Annotated in this window: 16 protein-coding genes; 9 read left to right on the forward strand and 7 right to left on the reverse strand. The window is 70.4% G+C overall.

Annotation, left to right across the window (positions count from 1 at the left end):
- Positions 1 to 191 precede the first annotated feature (191 nt).
- Positions 192 to 899, forward strand: coding sequence for a DUF899 domain-containing protein (locus ACFC1K_RS06065; RefSeq protein ID WP_375870872.1), 708 nt, complete (start codon positions 192 to 194; stop codon positions 897 to 899).
- 67 nt (positions 900 to 966) lie between these two features.
- Here ACFC1K_RS06065 and ACFC1K_RS06070 read toward each other — a convergent pair whose 3' ends face one another.
- Positions 967 to 1,860 carry a phospholipase gene (locus tag ACFC1K_RS06070; protein ID WP_375870873.1) on the reverse strand — a complete coding sequence of 298 codons (894 nt, stop codon included), beginning with the start codon at positions 1,858 to 1,860 and terminating at the stop codon, positions 967 to 969.
- A gap of 304 nt (positions 1,861 to 2,164) precedes the next feature.
- Here ACFC1K_RS06070 and ACFC1K_RS06075 point away from each other — a divergent pair, with 304 nt between their 5' ends.
- From ACFC1K_RS06075 to ACFC1K_RS06085, 3 genes are all read left to right on the forward strand, one after another.
- Positions 2,165 to 3,610, forward strand: coding sequence for a GMC family oxidoreductase N-terminal domain-containing protein (locus tag ACFC1K_RS06075; RefSeq protein ID WP_375870874.1), 1,446 nt, complete (start codon positions 2,165 to 2,167; stop codon positions 3,608 to 3,610).
- Positions 3,610 to 4,119: a GMC family oxidoreductase gene (locus ACFC1K_RS06080; protein WP_375870875.1), complete on the forward strand. Its 510-nt coding sequence runs from the start codon at positions 3,610 to 3,612 to the stop codon at positions 4,117 to 4,119. The genes ACFC1K_RS06075 and ACFC1K_RS06080 overlap by 1 nt, the downstream gene beginning before the upstream one ends.
- A 132-nt stretch (positions 4,120 to 4,251) precedes the next feature.
- On the forward strand, positions 4,252 to 6,357 hold the full coding sequence (locus ACFC1K_RS06085; RefSeq protein ID WP_375870876.1) for a glucose PTS transporter subunit IIA: 2,106 nt from the start codon (positions 4,252 to 4,254) through the stop codon (positions 6,355 to 6,357).
- A 60-nt stretch (positions 6,358 to 6,417) separates the two neighbouring features.
- Here the strand turns inward: ACFC1K_RS06085 and pgi are convergent, their stop codons facing one another.
- Positions 6,418 to 8,097 carry a glucose-6-phosphate isomerase gene (gene pgi / locus ACFC1K_RS06090; RefSeq protein ID WP_375870877.1) on the reverse strand — a complete coding sequence of 560 codons (1,680 nt, stop codon included), beginning with the start codon at positions 8,095 to 8,097 and terminating at the stop codon, positions 6,418 to 6,420.
- Between the two features lie 122 nt (positions 8,098 to 8,219).
- On the opposite strand from pgi, the gene ACFC1K_RS06095 reads away from it, so the two are divergent.
- Genes ACFC1K_RS06095 through ACFC1K_RS06105 form a run of 3 tightly spaced genes read left to right on the forward strand, consistent with a single transcriptional unit; the run spans position 8,220 to position 9,910 of the window.
- The gene (locus ACFC1K_RS06095) at positions 8,220 to 9,050 is read left to right on the forward strand and encodes a Cof-type HAD-IIB family hydrolase (RefSeq protein WP_310285447.1); all 831 of its coding nucleotides are present in this window, start codon (positions 8,220 to 8,222) and stop codon (positions 9,048 to 9,050) included.
- Between the two features lie 21 nt (positions 9,051 to 9,071).
- Complete coding sequence (locus ACFC1K_RS06100; protein WP_310285445.1) at positions 9,072 to 9,440, forward strand: HNH endonuclease; 369 nt, start codon at positions 9,072 to 9,074, stop codon at positions 9,438 to 9,440.
- A complete protein-coding gene (locus ACFC1K_RS06105) occupies positions 9,437 to 9,910 on the forward strand; it encodes a GNAT family N-acetyltransferase (protein WP_375870878.1) in 474 nt (157 codons plus the stop codon). Before ACFC1K_RS06100 ends, ACFC1K_RS06105 begins: the two co-directional genes overlap by 4 nt.
- A gap of 72 nt (positions 9,911 to 9,982) precedes the next feature.
- On the opposite strand, the gene ACFC1K_RS06110 is transcribed toward ACFC1K_RS06105, so the two are convergent.
- Positions 9,983 to 10,738: an SDR family NAD(P)-dependent oxidoreductase gene (locus ACFC1K_RS06110; RefSeq protein ID WP_375870879.1), complete on the reverse strand. Its 756-nt coding sequence runs from the start codon at positions 10,736 to 10,738 to the stop codon at positions 9,983 to 9,985.
- A 107-nt stretch (positions 10,739 to 10,845) separates the two neighbouring features.
- On the opposite strand from ACFC1K_RS06110, the gene ACFC1K_RS06115 reads away from it, so the two are divergent.
- Positions 10,846 to 11,427 carry a TetR/AcrR family transcriptional regulator gene (locus tag ACFC1K_RS06115; RefSeq protein WP_375870880.1) on the forward strand — a complete coding sequence of 194 codons (582 nt, stop codon included), beginning with the start codon at positions 10,846 to 10,848 and terminating at the stop codon, positions 11,425 to 11,427.
- A gap of 6 nt (positions 11,428 to 11,433) precedes the next feature.
- On the opposite strand, the gene ACFC1K_RS06120 is transcribed toward ACFC1K_RS06115, so the two are convergent.
- The 3 genes from ACFC1K_RS06120 to ACFC1K_RS06130 form a co-directional block, all read right to left on the reverse strand.
- Positions 11,434 to 12,276, reverse strand: coding sequence for an esterase/lipase family protein (locus ACFC1K_RS06120; RefSeq protein ID WP_375870881.1), 843 nt, complete (start codon positions 12,274 to 12,276; stop codon positions 11,434 to 11,436).
- 53 nt (positions 12,277 to 12,329) lie between these two features.
- Positions 12,330 to 12,734, reverse strand: coding sequence for a DUF6855 family protein (locus ACFC1K_RS06125; protein WP_375870882.1), 405 nt, complete (start codon positions 12,732 to 12,734; stop codon positions 12,330 to 12,332).
- Between the two features lie 62 nt (positions 12,735 to 12,796).
- On the reverse strand, positions 12,797 to 13,450 hold the full coding sequence (locus tag ACFC1K_RS06130; protein ID WP_375870883.1) for a TetR/AcrR family transcriptional regulator: 654 nt from the start codon (positions 13,448 to 13,450) through the stop codon (positions 12,797 to 12,799).
- Positions 13,451 to 13,564: 114 nt separating this feature from the next.
- Here ACFC1K_RS06130 and ACFC1K_RS06135 point away from each other — a divergent pair, with 114 nt between their 5' ends.
- Complete coding sequence (locus ACFC1K_RS06135) at positions 13,565 to 15,040, forward strand: MFS transporter (RefSeq protein ID WP_375870884.1); 1,476 nt, start codon at positions 13,565 to 13,567, stop codon at positions 15,038 to 15,040.
- 9 nt (positions 15,041 to 15,049) lie between these two features.
- Here the strand turns inward: ACFC1K_RS06135 and ACFC1K_RS06140 are convergent, their stop codons facing one another.
- On the reverse strand, positions 15,050 to 16,117 hold the full coding sequence (locus tag ACFC1K_RS06140) for a C45 family autoproteolytic acyltransferase/hydolase (RefSeq protein WP_375870885.1): 1,068 nt from the start codon (positions 16,115 to 16,117) through the stop codon (positions 15,050 to 15,052).
- Between the last annotated feature and the right edge of the window lie 48 nt (positions 16,118 to 16,165).

Raw genomic sequence — 16,165 nt, forward strand, 5'->3', positions numbered from 1 at the left:
ACCGTGCAAGCACTCTATAACGGCCAGATAACGCTGACAAGAGTTCGCTGTTATGTTTTCGTGATCGGTTTCCTGAGAGGCCCCCCGGGGGTGGAAGCTGCGAGCAGGCGAGGCGGATCTGACGCCCTCTTGACCGCTGCATCCAGATGTGTACAGTGTCAACATACGCACTCGCACACTCGGAGGTTCCGATGCAGAGCTCGACCCAGAACGCCCTTCCGCCCGTCGTCGATGCCGAGGAATGGCGACGTGAGCTCGATGAGCTCCGCGTGCGCGAGAAGGCGGCGACGCGAGAACTCGACGCCATCGCGGCGCAGCGCCGCAGGCTGCCGATGGTGGAGATGCCCGACTACACGCTGATGGGCGAGTACGGTCCGGTGCGCCTCGCCGACGTCTTCGAGGGCAGATCGCAGCTCATCGTCTACAACCACATGTGGTTCGAGGGGAAGCAGTGGCACTGCCCGGGCTGCACCGGGTACACCTCGCAGTTCACCCGGCTCGACTTCCTCGACGCGTACGACGCCCGGTTCGTCATCGTGACGCAAGGTCCGATCGACGAGGCGCTCGAGTACAAGGAGCGCACGGGCAACCGCATGGACTGGTACTCCAGCGCCGGGAGCCCGTTCGGCGCCGACGTCGACGCGCCCGCCGGCGGCGGTTTCGCGGTGAATGTCTTCCTCCGCGACGGCGACACCGTCTACCGCACCTGGCACACGAACGGCCGGGGCACCGAGCAGCTGAGCCACACGTTCCCGCTCATCGACGTGCTCCCGTACGGCCGCCAGGAGGAATGGCAGGACTCGCCGGAGGGCTGGCCGAAGACCGACGCCTACGACGGCTGGTTCACGTCGAAGAAGGTCGCGGAGCTGTACGGACCCGGCGCGCACACACACGCGTAGAGCACGGATGCCGCACCCCGCGACTGCGGCCGGGGTGCGGCATCCGTATCAGGTCGAAGCTGACTGATCAGTACCAGTCGGTGGCCTGCGAGTGGCCCCACGCGGCGCACGGCGTGCCGTACGAGCCGGCGATGTAGCCGAGGCCCCACGCGATCTGGGTCGCGGCGTTGGTCTGCCAGTCGGCGCCGGCGCTCGCCATCTTGTTGCCGGGGAGCGACTGCGGGATGCCCGTCGCGCCGCTGCCGGCGTTGTAGGCCTGGTAGTTCCAGCCCGATTCCTTGTTCCAGAGCGACTCGAGGCACGAGAACTGCCCGTCGCCCCAGCCGTACTGCGAGGCGGCCATCTGGCGCGCGATCGCCTTGGCGCCCTCGGGAGTGTTCGCGGCGGCGAGCGCGGCGGCGGCCGCTTCGGCCTGGCGCTGCGCCTCGGCGGCTGCGGCTGCGGCGGCCGCGGCCGCCTCTTCCGCGGCCTTCTTCTCCTTGGCGGCGGCGAGGTGTTCGCGCAGCTCTGCCACACGTGTCTTCACCGTCTCGGTGACGGCGCTCGCGTCGGCGGTGAGTCCCGGAACCAGGAGCATGGGAACGAGGTCGACCTTCGCGAGGCGGTCGGCCGCCTGCTCGAGGCCGGCGGTGTCGACGGAGGTGTCGCCGATGCCCAGGTCGAGCCCCGCGGCGGTGATGTCGGCGGTGACCGAGGCGGCGTCGCTCAGCGCGACGCGGGCCGAGAGCAGGGTGCCCTGCGCATCGACGCGGATGTCGCGGAAGGAGTCGGCGGTCGCTTCGGGTGCGGCGGCCGAGGCGATGGCCGAGGCGGCCAGTGGGGCGGCTGCGGCGAGTGCCGGAGAAGCGAGCGTGAGGCCCGTCGTGAGGAGCACGCCCAGGGCGGCTCCGGTGGCGACGGCGGGCACGAAGAAGCGGCGGCGTGAACGGCGGGCAGGCGTGGGTGACTGGTCTGAATGCATGACGAACGTACGATCCTTCGGGTTTCGCGCCGCGGGTATCGGCGCCCGTGCGCCTTCGGGTCGGACGCACAAGTCCCCGAGTCTGCCTCATCGTGTCTGGACGGTTCCCGGTGTTTTCCTGGACGGAACGTGAGAGCGCTTTTCCGGGAAAGGCCTGATCGGAGAATGAGAATCTTCTCACGTGGGTGCGTCGGAGGGCCTTCGCGGGCGATCGACAGCAGTGAATTGCGGTTCACTTAGCGCTTGTCGGAAGCCCGACGGATGGTGCATGCTGGCCGCAGCAACGGCGCACCAGGAGGCACCCATGACGTTGACCGCAGCGCAGCGGGCGACATTCGAGTCCATCTTCGACACCTTCGCTCCCGGCGACGGCAACGGCATCCCCTCGGCCACCCGGCTGGGCGCGGTACCGATCGCCGAGGGCATGCTCGAGGCGAACCCGCGGAGGGAGGAGGCGGAGCTCCTCGCCCGCGTGCTGTCGCTGTGGGACACGCCGCTCGGCGGCGTGCTCCTGGGCATCGGCCCTCGCCGCTTCTCGACGCTCCCGGCTGCGAAGCGCGAGGCCGCGCTCATCGCGCTGTCGGACTCGCGCGTGCCCCTCAAGCGCGTACTGTTCCAGAACCTGAAGTCCGCGGCGATGCTGTCGTACTACGTCGCCCCCGGAGCCGACGGCGCCTCACCCCTGTGGGCGTCGATGGGCTATCCGGGTCCTCCTGGCCCACGCACCGATGCGGCGACGCCGCCGCTGCACCCGCAGACGCCGGAGTCCGATCTCTCGCTCGACTGCGACGTGGTCGTCGTCGGCTCGGGTGCGGGCGGCGGGACGGCCGCCGCGGTGCTCGCCGCGCGGGGGCTCGAGGTGATCGTTCTCGAGAAGGGCGCCTACTACGACGATCGGGACTTCGACGGCAGCGAGCTCGGCGGACTCGCCCGCCTGTACGCGCCAGGACCCTCCGCCACGGCCGAGGGCCAGCTCAGCATCCTGTCGGCGCAATGCCTCGGCGGCGGCACCGTCGTGAACTTCTCGACCTCGTTCCGCACACCCCATCACGTGCGCGAGGAATGGGCCGCAAACGGGGTGCCGCAGTTCACGACGCCCGAGTTCGACGCCGCCCTCGACGCCGTGTGGGCGCGGCTCGGCGTGAACGGCGCGTACAGTGCGCCGTCGGCGCGCGACCGCATCATGGAGCGCGGACTCACGAGCCTCGGCTGGCATGTCGGCGCGCTCGAGCGCAACGTCGTCGGCTGCGACACCAGTCTCGAGTGCGGCCGTTGCGGCTACGGGTGCCGCATCGGCGCGAAGCAGTCGGTCACGAAGACATGGCTGACGGATGCCGAGGGCTCCGGCGCGCGGCTCTACACGGGCGTCGACGTGCGAAAGGTCGAGACCGCGGCTGGTCGGGCGACCGGGGTGACGGGCCGCACCGCGACCGGGCACTCCGTCACGGTCCGCGCTCGCGCGGTCGTGGTCGCCGGCGGAGCGGTCCAGACGCCGGCGCTCCTGCGTCGCTCAGGACTGACGAACCCGAACATCGGCAAGCACCTGCGCCTGCACCCCGCGACGGCGGTGTGGGCGGAGTTCGACGAAGAGGTGCGTCCGTGGGAAGGTGCCATGCAGGCGCGCTACTCCGCCCAGCACGCCGACCTCGACGGCTCCGGCTACGGCGCCGTGTACGAGACCGCGGCCGCCAACCCGGGCCTTCGGTGGCGTTCCAGTCGTGGCGCGGCGCTCAGTCCCACCTCGAGGTGATGAAGCGCCTCGCGCACTACTCGAGCGTCGGCGTCATCACACGTGACCAGGACGCGGGCGAGGTGCGCGTCGACAAGTCCGGCGAGCCGACCATGCACTACCTCCTGTCGGACCGCGACGCCGCACGCGTGCACGCGGGGGTGGCGGGCGCGTCCCGCATCCTCGAAGCGGCCGGTGGGCTGCGCATGTTCTCGGGGCATCAGGCGGGCATCGAATGGACCCGCGCCGGCGGCGAGCCGCTCGACGCCTTCATTGCGCGCTGCGCCGCGGCCGGGTACGGGCCGGGGCGGTGCTCCATGGCGGCGCTGCACATCATGGGATCCGCGCGCATGGGCGGCTCTGCGGCCACGAGCGCGGTCGACCCCGACGGTGCCACGTGGGAGGTGCCCAACCTCGTCGTCGCGGACGCCTCCACCTTCCCCACGGCCTCCGGCGTCAACCCGATGATCTCGATCGAGGCCATCGCGTACATGACGTCGACCCGTCTCGCCGGCCGTCTGGGGGGATGACTCCGTAACGAAAGTCCTGGCGTGTGGGTGTTTCCCGCGCCATCGGGCGGGCGCTAGCGTTGCGCTCGACGGGGCACGGCGTGGTGCGGTGCGTCGTCGGTGCGCGCACGACACCTCGCGAAGGAGAGATCCATGGCTACATCGTCCGCAGCAGACATCGTCAAGGCCGTCGGCGGCGCCGGCAACATCGAGAGCCTGACGCACTGCGCCACCCGGCTGAGATTCCAGCTCCACGACGCGTCCGGCGTCGACGCCAAGGCCGTCGAGGCGATCCCCGGAGTCATGGGCGCCGTGCCGCAGGCCGGCGAGCGGTTCCAGGTCGTCATCGGCGGCGGCGTCCAGAACGTCTACAACGACATCATGGCGCTGCCCGAGATGAAGGACGGCGGCGGGGGCGCAGCATCCGATCCCGACGATCTCGATTCCATCAAGGCGCGCGAGCGCGCTAAGGGCGTGCGCGGCAAGGTCGCGTGGATCGACTCCTTCTTCGAGTTCCTGTCGGACTCGTTCCGGCCGCTTCTCGGCGCTCTCCTCGGAGCGTCGTTCTTCATCACGTTCATGGCGCTGCTGGCCACCGTGGGCGCCATCCCGGACTGGAATGCTCCGGGTGTCACGCTCGAACCGTCGTGGGCGTTCGTCAACCTGATGTGGCAGTGCATCTTCGTGTTCCTGCCCCTGATGGTGGCGTACAACGCGACGAAGAAGGTCGGCGCAGACCCGTGGGTGGGCTTCGGCATCATGGCCGTGCTGATGCTGCCGGGCTTCCTCGCGCTCGGCGACGGGGTCGAGCCCACCGTGGTCTTCGGCGTCGATGTGACGATCGTGCCGATCTTCGGGTTCCCGCTCACGATCTTCGACTACAGCTCGCAGGTGTTCCCGCCGCTGCTGATGGCGGGTGCTCTCGGCCCGCTGTACAAGCTGTTGCGCAAGCTCATCCCCGCGAACCTGCAGCTCATCTTCGTGCCGTTCTTCGCCATGCTCGTCATGATCCCGCTGACCGCGTTCATCATCGGCCCGATCGGCGTCTACGCGGGCGCCGCTCTCGCGCAGGGGCTCGCGGCGATCAACAACTTCTCGCCGTTCATCTTCGCGATCGTGATCCCGCTCGCGTACCCCTTCATGGTGCCGCTGGGCCTGCACTGGCCGATCAACGCCGTCATGCTCCTGAACATCCAGACCCTCGGGTACGACTTCATCCAGGGCCCGATGGGCGCGTGGAACTTCGCGTGCTTCGGAGCGACCGCCGGCGTGCTCGTGCTGTCGCTCCGCCACCGCGACACGCAGATGCGCCAGACGGCGACCGGCGCGCTCGCCGCAGGCCTGCTCGGCGGCATCTCGGAGCCGTCGCTGTACGGCATCCATCTGCGGTTCAAGCGGATCTACCCCCGCATGCTGGTGGGCTGCTTCGTCGGCGGTCTCACGATCGGCATCGGCAGCCTCATCATGGGGCTTCCCGACGGGGTCACCACGCAGGCGTTCGTGTTCACCTCGCTGCTGACGATTCCGGCGTTCAACCCGATCGGGCTGTACGCGATCGCGATCGGTCTCGCGTTCTTCACGTCGATGTTCCTGGTGATCTGGTCGAACTTCCGCACGCCCGAGCAGCAGGCCGAGTTCGAGGCGACGCGTGACGCGGCCGAGGCGGCCGCGGCCGCCGAGCACGTCACCCCGGCTGCGGTCGAGGCGAGCGAGCCCCGTGCCATCGACGCGTCGGAGGCGGCCCCGGCAACGGCCGCCGTCCCGGTTGCCACCGCCGTGCTCGAGAAGGCGTCGATCGAAGTGCTGTCGCCGCTGGCGGGCAAGGTCGTTCCGCTGTCGGAGGTGCCCGACCCGGTGTTCGCGGGCGGGGTCATGGGCCCGGGCGCGGCCATCGAACCGGTCGGTGACACGGTGTTCTCACCCGGCGCGGGCGTGATCGCGGCCGCACAGCCGACCGGGCACGCGTTCGGCATCGTGCTCGACGGCGGTGTGGAGCTGCTCATCCACGTCGGCATCGACACCGTCAACCTGAAGGGCGAAGGCTTCGACGTGAAGGTGAAGAACGGCGACCGTGTCGAGCTCGGCACGCCGCTGGTGACGTTCGATCGCGCGGTGATCCAGCAGGCCGGCTACCCGCTCATCACGCCCGTCATCGTGCTCAACGCCGACGACTTCGGGGAGGTGTCGCCGGTGCTCGAAGGCGATATCGCCGTGGGAGGCTCGCTCATCACGGTCGACCCCAAGCCCGCCGCGGGCTGACGCGAACGACGAAGGGGGTGGATGCCGGAGGCCCGGCATCCACCCCCTCCGTCGTGCGGCCTACTTGCGGTGCGCGGTGTAGTACGCGAGGAGCGCGCGGGTCGAGGCATCCTGAGCAGCGATCGCCGCCTCGTCGCCCTCGATGGCCGGCGCGATCTGCAGCGCCAGCTGCTTGCCGAGCTCGACGCCCCACTGGTCGAACGAGTTGACGCCCCAGATCACGCCCTGCGTGAAGGTGATGTGCTCGTACAGCGCGACCAGCTGGCCGAGCACGGCGGGCGTGAGCGCCGGCGCGAAGATCGACGTCGTCGGCTTGTTGCCCGCGAACGTGCGAGCGGCGACCAGGGCGCCGGTCGTGCCCTCGGCCTCGACCTCTTCGGCGGTCTTGCCGAAGGCGAGGGCCTTCGTCTGCGCGAGGAAGTTCGACAGGAACAGGCCGTGCACGTCGCGACCGCCGTCCTCGAGCGGGTACGCGGGGTTCGCGAAGGCGATGAAGTCCGCGGGGATGAGGCGCGTGCCCTGGTGGATCAGCTGGTAGAACGCGTGCTGGCCGTTGGTGCCGGGCTCGCCCCAGAACACCTCGCCGGTGTCGGTCGTCACCGGACTCCCGTCCCAGCGGACGGACTTGCCGTTGGACTCCATGGTCAGCTGCTGCAGGTACGCGGCGAAGCGGGAGAGCTGCTGGGCGTAGGGGAGCACCGCGTGCGACTGGGCGCCGAGGAAGTTCGAGTACCAGACGTTGAGGAGCCCCATCAGCACCGGCACATTGCGCTCGAGCGGCGTGTTCGCGACGTGCTCGTCGACCGCGTGGAAGCCGGCCAGCAGCTCGCGGAACACGTCGGGGCCGAGCTCGATCATGAGCGAGAGGCCGATGGCCGAGTCCACGGAGTAGCGGCCGCCGACCCAGTCCCAGAAGCCGAACGCGTTGTCGGTGTCGATGCCGAACGCGGCGACCTTGTCGAGAGCGGTCGAGACGGCGACGAAGTGGTGGGCGACGGCATCCGTCTTCGCCTCGTCCGAAGCGTCGATCGAGCCGGACGCCGCGAGACCCGCCCAGAGCCAGTCGCGCGCGAGGCGCGCGTTGGTCAGCGTCTCGAGGGTGGTGAAGGTCTTCGACGCGACGATGAAGAGCGTGGTCTCGGGGTCGAGGTCCTTCGTCTTGTTCGCGAGGTCGAACGGGTCGATGTTCGACACGAAGCGGGCCTGGATGCCGGCGGTGGCGTAGGGCTCGAGCGCGGCCGAGATCATCACCGGGCCCAGGTCGGAGCCGCCGATGCCGATGTTGACGATGTGCGTGACCTTCTTGCCGGTCACACCCTTCCACTCGCCGGAGCGCACGCGGTCGGCGAAGGCGGTCATCGCGGTGAGCACCGACTGCACGTCGGCGTCGACGTCCTGGCCGTCCACCACGAGCGCGGGCTCGGCGCCGGCGGGGCGGCGGAGCGCCGTGTGGAGCACCGCGCGGTCCTCGGTGGTGTTGATGTGCTCGCCGGCGAGCATCGCGGCGTAGCGCTCGGCGACGCCGGTCTCTTCGGCGAGGCGCACGAGGGCCGCGAGGATCTCGTCCGTCACGAGGTTCTTCGACAGGTCGACGTGGAGGTCGGCGAGCTCGAAGCTCAGGCGCTCGGCGCGACGCGGATCGATGGCGAACCAGTCGCGCAGATCGGGGGCGAACGAGTCGCGGATCGAGCTGAGCTCGGCCCAGGCGGACGTGGTGGTGGCATCGATGGGAGCTGTCACGCACCCCAAGGTACCCGCGCGGGTGCGCGCGTTGGTTACGCGTTACTCACCGACGCCCCGCCGCTGTTGTGAGGCAGGCGTCCCGCCGTCGTTCAGGGAGCCGACCGTAGGCTGGAGGCACCATGCCCTTCCCCTCGCCCGACCTTCGCCTGATCGCCGTCGACATGGACGGCACCCTGCTCGACGGCCACGGCCGCATCCCCGAGGCGCTCTGGCCGCTCTTGGACCGCCTGCACGCGGACGGCATCCGCTTCGCGCCGGCGAGTGGGCGGCAGCTCGCGACTCTCCAGCGCGCGTTCGCCGAGCACCTCGACCACATGGTGTTCATCGCCGAGAACGGCGCGTACGTCGTCGAGGGCGACACCGAGATCAGCTCTGACGCGATGGACGCCGCGTTCACGGTGTCGCTCGTCACGCGCCTGCGTGCGCTCGCTGCGAAGGGGCGCGACCTCGGCGTCGTCGTGTGCGGCAAACGGTCCGCCTACATCGAGCGCGCCGACGACGCCTTCCTCCCCGAGGCCGAGAAGTACTACGCCCGCCTCGAGGCGGTGCCGGACCTGCTCGCGGTCGACGACCAGATCCTCAAGGTCGCGATCTTCGACTTCGCGGATGCCGCGGCCACCGCCCCCGCGCTCGACGACCTCCGGGCCACCCACCAGGTGGTGGTGTCGGGCGAGCACTGGATCGATGTGATGAACCAGGGCGTCAACAAGGGCGTCGCGCTCGGGCGACTGCAGGCGGCGACCGGCATCACGCCCGCGCAGACGGCGGTGTTCGGTGACTACCTCAACGACCTCGAGATGATGGATGCCGCGTCCCTGTCGTTCGCGATGGCCAACGCGCACCCGGATGTCGCGGCGCGGGCGCGCTTCCGCGCCCCGTCGAACCTCGACCACGGCGTGATCACCACGATCGAGAAGCTCCTCGACGGCGTGCCCGACACCGTCGCCTGACGGAGTCGATAGCCTTCGGGCATGGCGGTGAGTCAGACCAGGCGTGCGCGCGCAGCGCGACGCCGTGCCCGCCGGGTGGCCGCAGCCGACAACGACCTGACGCTCGACGAGTGGGAGGCCCTGGTCGAGGCGTGGGGAGCGTGCGCCTACTGCGGCGTGACGGCGGGTCCATTCCAGAAGGACTGCGTGCTTCCCATCTCACGCGGCGGCCGCTATACGTTCGAGAACGTCGTTCCCGCGTGCCGGTCGTGCAACGCGAGCAAGTGCAACGACGAGGTGACCGGGTGGCTGCGGCGCAAGCGGCTCGACGAGCGCGCATTCCTGTTGCGTCATGTCGAGGTGCTCGCCGCGTGGCGCGGCACCGCCTCGGTGCCTCAGGAGACACCGTGACCGTCAGCATCCGTCCCTACGAAAGCGCCGACTGGGACGACATCCAGCGCATCCACGACGCCGCGCGGCTCGACGAGCTCCGCGGCGCCGGTCTCCTCGATGCCTATCTCGACCTCGCCGCCACGTACGAGAACGAGGGCCTCTTCGACGACGAGGTCTGGGTCGCCGAGACCGACGGCGCGGTCACGGGCTTCATCGCCGGCAGCGTCGGCCCCGACGGTGGCGAGATCACCTGGATCTACGTCGACCCCGGCCAGTACCGCCGTGGCATCGGCCGGGCGCTCGTCGAGCATTTCGTCGCGCGCTCCGGCGGACGGGTCGAGCTCGAGGTGCTCGACGGAAACGCGGCGCGCGACTTCTACGAGGCGATAGGCTTCGTGCTCGAGTCGACCACGACCGGCAAGCTCGCCGGTAACGAGATGTTCACCGCGACCGGACACACTCTCGTCTGGACCCCGCCGCAGCTGTAGACATCGCGCGGAATGGGAGGCGGCCCGCGTGCTTCGGGTGCACGCGGGCCGCCGGTTCCGGAGCGACGGATGCTACTGCGCGGCGTATCCGCCGTCGACGAGGTGGTAGCTGCCGCTGACGAACGTGGCGGCGTCCGACGCGAGGAAGGCCACGAGGTTCGCGACCTCCTGCGGGTCGCCGAGGCGGCCCAGCGCGTGCTTCGCGGCGAGCGCCGTCTGCGCGTCGGCGTCGAGGTTCGCGTCGACGAGCGGCGTGTGGATGAATCCGGGGCCGACCGCGTTCACGCGCACGCCCTGCGTGCCGTACTCGAGCGCGGCGTTCTTGGTGAGGCCGACGACGCCGTGCTTGGACGCGACGTACGCCGACGACATGGGGATGCCGACCGAGCCGAGCACCGAGGAGATGTTGACGATCGAGCCGCCGCCGTTCTTCGCGATCGCGGGCGCCTGCGCGCGCGTGCCGTAGAACACGGCGTTCAGGTTGATCTCGATGACCTTCTGCCAAGAGTCGATCGGGTACTCGCCGACCGGTGCCGCCGCGCCGCCGATGCCGGCGTTGTTGACCGCGATCCGCAGGGGAGCGAGGGCCTCCGCGGCCTCGACGGCCGCCTGCCCGACCGCGGGGTCCGACACGTCGCCGACGAACGCGGCGGCCGCGCCGCCCGCGCCGGTGATCTCGGCGACGACCGCGTCCGCGGCCTCCTGTCGCACGTCCGCGACGAGGACTGCTGCGCCGTTGGCGGCGAGGGTGAGGGCGACCGCCCGGCCGATGCCGGATCCTGCGCCGGTGACGATCGCGGAACGCTCCGCGACATCGTACGTAGCCATGATTACCTCCGTTGGTGGCGTCATCGCGTGGCGCCGATCACTTCTCCGACATCTGTCGGGTATGTGTGAGTTAACCTACACCTGTCGAAAAGATTCCCGGAGGCGCGATGGATCCCCGCAAGCAGCGCAGTCGCGACCGCCTGTACGCCGCGGTGCTCGCGCTCGCGGCGGATCAGCCGATCTCGAGCCTGACGGTGACCCAGATCGCCGACGCGGCCGGCGTGCACCGCTCGACCTTCTACGAGCACGCCGAATCGCCGCAGGGGCTCGTCGAGGCCGCGCTCACCGCGGAGCTCGACGTGCTGCGCAGCGACCTCATGAAGGACCGGGCGGATGCCGCGACCGCCGTCGCGACCGTCACCGAGGGGGTGCTGCACCACATCCTGCGGCACGTCGACATCTACCGCCGCGAACTCGCCGACGGCGGGGGAGCGCTGCACGCGATGCTCGGCCGCCACTTCCGCGGCACCACCGAGACGCTCCTGGAGCGCGGTCGCGTCCGGATCCCGGTGGACGTCGACGGCGTGAGCACCACGACCGTCCAGGCCGCCGCGGCCCGCTTCCTCGCGGACGGCACGGTGGGGATCATCGACGGGTGGCTGCGGCATCCGTCCCCGCGGGTCGAGGACTTCCTCCGCGTATACCTCGCGCTGCTGCCGGCCTGGTGGCCGCACCGTCCCCCGGTGTGACCGGGGCTAGGAGGCCGCCGGTTCTGTCCCGGTGAGCACGGCGATGCCGTCGAGCACGGCGCGTTCGGTCGACCGCGCTCCGAGCACCCGGAAATGACCGGACGTCGGCACCGCGATGTTCGTCGCGCCGTCCAGGGCGCTCCCCTCGGGGATGTGGGGGTCCCACGGCCCGAACACCGACACGATGCGGCCGTTGACCGAGGTCTCGCGGCCGAGGGTGAGGATGGTCTCGTCCTTGGGTCTGAAGGCGCGGATGCTCGGGACGACGAAGAGGCGGGCGAGGCGCGAGCCGCCGAACGGCGTCGCCACGGCGACGAGTCCGAGAAGGCCGATGGGGCGCCCGCCGTCCGGCGCGGCCGCAGCACCCTCGGCGGCGTCGCGGCCCGCGGCTGCCTCCGCGGCGGCGCGCGCGGCGGCGCCGGACGAGACGAGCAGGTGCTTGCCGATGAGTCCGCCCTTGCTGTGGGCCACGAGCACGCGCCCGGCGTCGGGGGCCGCCGTGCGGGCGAGCAGCTCGCCGAGGCGGTCGGCGGTCGACGAGATGGTCCGGCGGTTCACGCCCAGGCCGTGGACGACCGTGACACGGTGGCCCGCGTCGGCGAGCGCGTCGCCGAGCGGGCGCAGGAACGTCCAGTGCTCGTACACGCCCGGGATGAGATAGACCTCGGGGAGCGCAGGGTCGCCGCGGCGCCACGACGGCGGAGCGGGGCGCGGTCGCCCGATCGCCCACGGGAACGAGAGCACGGCGAGCTGCCGGCGACCGGCGTAGACGTAGTCGGCGATCCACGACAACCCGCGCCCCACCAGCGACGGGCGCGCGAACGTGGTCGCTTCCGGCGAGGGCGGCATGGGCGAAAGTCTAGAAGCCCCCGCGTCCGCCGTGCCGCTCGTGTCGATGCGGGTCACACGGCGCGGACGCTGTTGTTGCGCTTGTCGTGCGTCAGCTCGGCGAGCCCGAGCTCTTCGAGCAGCGGCGGGAGGTACATCCCGAACCGTCCGCGGTATCCCTTCCGGAGTCCGTACCAGCCGCCGACCGGGTTGCCCTCGTCACGGCCCCACGCCTCGACCGTGCCGTCGGCCGCCGGCTTCTGCTCATCGGCGGCGCCGAGCGGCACCCAGTCGCCCTGCTCGCGCAGCCACGCCGCGAGGTCGTCGATCGCGCTCAGGTGGTACTTCAGCGTCGTCGAGCCCACCTGGCAGACGAGTGCGGGCGGGTCCGCCGCCTCGTCGCGGTACATCGTGTATTCGCTGGTCCCCGGCGCCGTGGTGAGCTGCCACGGGTCCTCAGCGGTCCCTGAACCTGCCATCTCCATCCCCCTCCGTCGGTGCGAGTCTGGCCGGATCGCGGGGCGACGGCAAGAGGCGCGGGTCAGTCCGCGGCCGGGGCGTCGGTCGTGCCCCGGACTCCCGTGATGGCCGCCTCGACGACGGACGCCGCGAGGGCATCGATGACGGATGCCGGCTGCCACCGCACCGGGCCGTGCACGGCGATGTCGGCGAACCCGTGCACCGCCGACCAGCACGCCCATTCGGCGTAGGGGCGACGGTCGGCCGGCAGTGCACCGGCCTCCACCATGGCGTCGAGCGTGTCCATCAGGAGCCGGAACGGGGCGACGATCTCGTCGTCCAGGGTCACGATGCCGTCGTTCGCGTGGGTGTCCTGGGTGAAGAACGCGGTCTCGAACCAGCCGCGCTCGGTGCGCGCGAAGTCGATGTACGCGAGGCCGACGCGGCGCAGCCGCTCTGTCGCGGCCGCCGCGGGCGAGAGGCCGGCCGGCGTGGCCTCGACGCGCGACGTGATCGCGGCGGCCAGGGCCAGCTGCGCTTCGCGCGCGACGGCGCGCACCAGGGCGTCGCGATCCGCGAAATGCCGGTAGGCGGCGTTGGGCGAGACCCCGACGGCGCGAGTCGCCTCGCGCAGCGTGACTGCGGCCGGGCCGCCGGTGCGCGCGAGCTGCAGGCCCTCGCCGATGAGCGCGTGTCGGAGGTCGCCGTGATGATAGGCACGCAGGGGCGAAGTCATTGCGTCCTCCCGGCCGGGTGTGTACGTTGTGAACACTGAATGTGAACAGTGTCCACATTCACCATAGACCCTCGCCCTCACCGCTTGTTCCGCGAACACGCCGAAGGAATCGTCATGAGCCAGCCGAGCCCTGCCGGGCCCGCAGCATCCGAAGATCCCGTCCAGCACCATCCCGATGGGCGCACGCTCCGCGCGTTCTACCAGGTGCTCGTCAACACCGCGCTCGCCAACGTGACCTCGAGCTACCTCTGGTTCGCGCTGACGTTCTGGGTCTATCTCGAGACGAAGTCGGTGCTCGCGACGGCAGTCATCGGCGGCTCGTACATGCTGCTCGTCGCGGTCTTCGGCGTCGTGTTCGGCGTGATCGTCGACCGCATGAAGAAGAAGTCGGTCATGCTGCTCTCGAGCATCGTGACGGTGTCGGCGTACGTCGTCGCCGGGGCGATGTTCCTGGCGTTCCCCGAGAGTGCGCTGCTCGACTGGACCGGTCCGTGGTTCTGGGCGTTCGCCGGGGTGATCCTCGTGGGCGGGGTCGTCGAGAACCTGCGGAACATCGCGTTGTCGACGACGGTGACCCTGCTCGTGCCGGGGGACCGGCGCGACAAGGCCAACGGTCTCGTCGGCGCGGTGCAGGGCATCGCCTTCATGGTGACGAGCGTGTTCTCGGGTCTGTCGATCGGGCTGCTCGGCATGGGCTGGACGGTCGCCATCGCGATCGCCGCCACCGGCGTGGCGCTGATCCACCTGATCTTCGTCCCGATCCCCGAGCGCGGCGTCGCCCACGTCGAAGGGGAGGCGCCGAAGGGGTTCGGCTTCAAGGGCGTGATCCCGGCGGTCATGGTCGTGCCGGGGCTGCTCGCCCTCATCCTCTTCTCCACGTTCAACAACCTCGTCGGCGGGGTCTTCATGGCCCTCATGGACCCGTACGGACTCACGCTCTTCTCGGTCGAGATGTGGGGGATCGTCCTCGGAGTGACGAGCTTCGGGTTCATCATCGGCGGCGCGCTCGTGGCGAAGTTCGGCCTGGGCAAGAACCCGGTGCGCACGATGCTGCTCGTCAACATCGGCATCGCGCTGCTCGGCATGACCTTCGCGATCCGCGAGTGGTGGTGGCTGTACGGCCTCGGCATCCTGATCTTCATGGCTCTCATGCCGATCGCCGAGGCCTCCGAGCAGACGATCGTGCAGCGCGTCGTGCCCTTCGAGAAGCAGGGACGCGTCTTCGGATTCGCCGCGAGTGTGGAGTCCGCGGCGGCACCGGTCTCGGCCTTCCTCATCGGACCCATCGCGCAGTTCTGGCTCATCCCGTACATGAATTCTCCCGAGGGCCAGCAGTCGTGGGGCTGGCTGCTCGGCGAGGGTGAGGCCCGCGGCATCGCCCTCGCGTTCGTCGGTGCGAGCCTGGTGCTCCTGCTGGTCGTGCTGCTCGCCTTTGTCTCGAAGCCCTACCGCGAGCTGTCCGACGCGTACGCCGCAGCTCCGCCGTCGCTCCACACCGACGAGGACGGGACGGATGCTCCAACCCCGGCCACATCGGCGGCCGGCGCGATCGGCGAGGCCGGAGAAGACCTGCGCTCGGGGCTGCGCTGACGCTGCGGGTCAGAAGCGGGCGAGGCCCGCGGCGGCCGCCTCGTCGGGACGGCCGGGGAACACCTCCAGTGCGAAGCCCTCGGTGTCGACAGCGACCGTGAGCAGGGTCGCCCACTGATCGAGGCGGGGCAGGGTCGGGTCGGGCGTCATGCAGATCTCGGCGGCGGCGCCGTGTCCGCCGCACGCCGCGAGCGCCCGCGCGGTCGGTTCGAGGCCTGTGAGCTCGGCCCGCACGCCGTCGAGGTGCGCCAGGCGGACCGCAGTCGTCTCATCCGACATCGTGTCGCCCTCCGACAGCATCGGGTCCAGGAAGTGATTGGTGTGGAAGAGCCAGCCGTCGGGCCCCGGCTCGACGACGCCCATCCCCGCAGGCGAAAGCTCGAGGGCCATCGCGCGGGACTCGGACCCGTTCGAGTCGAACACCGTCAGCACCGTGGATGCGCTGACCGCGGCGCTCGCCGCGATGCGGTGCGCGTCGTCGACCGACCGTGCCTCGTCGAGCACGCGGCGCGCGACCGCGTGGACGGGAACGCCGCCTGCAGCCGAGTCGGACTCGTGCGACAGGATGTTGAAGTGCAGTCCGACGCCGGCACTGTTCACACCGATCTTGCCGGGGGTCCCGAACTCGGTGAACAACTTGACGTCCAGTCCGCTCGTCGCACGGAACTCGACCAGGAGTGCCTCTGGCACGAGGAAGTCGTGCCAGTCCCAGGTCTGGAGGGACTCGGCCGCGACTCCGGCGCCCACACGCACGGCGGTGGAGCACTCGCCGACCCGGGGCGGCGCCACCGCGAGGATCTCGGTGCGCGCACCGACCGCCGCGAGCCGCCACCGCTCGATCCCCGCTGCATCCGCGATCGCGTCGGATTCGGCGGCGAGATCGGGCGCCCACGCTTCCAGCGCCGTGCGACTGCGCTCCGCGATCGTCCTGACGTCGCGCGCCCCGATGCCGAGCTCGGAGAAGTGCGCGACGTAGAGGGCAGCCGTCTGCGCGTACTGCGGCGCGAATGCCGTGCCGAGTTCGCGGCCGCGGGCCACAGCATCCGTCTCCCTCGAGAGAGCTGTGCGAAGCTTCATCGTTCTCCTGTGTCAGACCCGCCGGGGCGAGAAACCCCATGTTCGCAA

The organism is Microbacterium sp. NPDC056057, from assembly GCF_042266945.1.
Taxonomy (GTDB): Bacteria; Actinomycetota; Actinomycetes; order Actinomycetales; family Microbacteriaceae; genus Microbacterium; species Microbacterium trichothecenolyticum_C.

Excerpts from the sequence above, each read along its gene's own strand:
- ACFC1K_RS06065 (WP_375870872.1), top strand. The coding sequence starts at position 192 with ATGCAGAGCTCGACCCAGAACGCCCTTCCGCCCGTCGTCGATGCCGAG.
- ACFC1K_RS06070 (WP_375870873.1), bottom strand. The coding sequence starts at position 1,860 with ATGCATTCAGACCAGTCACCCACGCCTGCCCGCCGTTCACGCCGCCGC.
- ACFC1K_RS06075 (WP_375870874.1), top strand. The coding sequence starts at position 2,165 with ATGACGTTGACCGCAGCGCAGCGGGCGACATTCGAGTCCATCTTCGAC.
- ACFC1K_RS06080 (WP_375870875.1), top strand. The coding sequence starts at position 3,610 with ATGAAGCGCCTCGCGCACTACTCGAGCGTCGGCGTCATCACACGTGAC.
- ACFC1K_RS06085 (WP_375870876.1), top strand. The coding sequence starts at position 4,252 with ATGGCTACATCGTCCGCAGCAGACATCGTCAAGGCCGTCGGCGGCGCC.
- ACFC1K_RS06095 (WP_310285447.1), top strand. The coding sequence starts at position 8,220 with ATGCCCTTCCCCTCGCCCGACCTTCGCCTGATCGCCGTCGACATGGAC.
- ACFC1K_RS06100 (WP_310285445.1), top strand. The coding sequence starts at position 9,072 with ATGGCGGTGAGTCAGACCAGGCGTGCGCGCGCAGCGCGACGCCGTGCC.
- ACFC1K_RS06110 (WP_375870879.1), bottom strand. The coding sequence starts at position 10,738 with ATGGCTACGTACGATGTCGCGGAGCGTTCCGCGATCGTCACCGGCGCA.
- ACFC1K_RS06115 (WP_375870880.1), top strand. The coding sequence starts at position 10,846 with ATGGATCCCCGCAAGCAGCGCAGTCGCGACCGCCTGTACGCCGCGGTG.
- ACFC1K_RS06120 (WP_375870881.1), bottom strand. The coding sequence starts at position 12,276 with ATGCCGCCCTCGCCGGAAGCGACCACGTTCGCGCGCCCGTCGCTGGTG.
- ACFC1K_RS06125 (WP_375870882.1), bottom strand. The coding sequence starts at position 12,734 with ATGGCAGGTTCAGGGACCGCTGAGGACCCGTGGCAGCTCACCACGGCG.
- ACFC1K_RS06130 (WP_375870883.1), bottom strand. The coding sequence starts at position 13,450 with ATGACTTCGCCCCTGCGTGCCTATCATCACGGCGACCTCCGACACGCG.
- ACFC1K_RS06135 (WP_375870884.1), top strand. The coding sequence starts at position 13,565 with ATGAGCCAGCCGAGCCCTGCCGGGCCCGCAGCATCCGAAGATCCCGTC.
- ACFC1K_RS06140 (WP_375870885.1), bottom strand. The coding sequence starts at position 16,117 with ATGAAGCTTCGCACAGCTCTCTCGAGGGAGACGGATGCTGTGGCCCGC.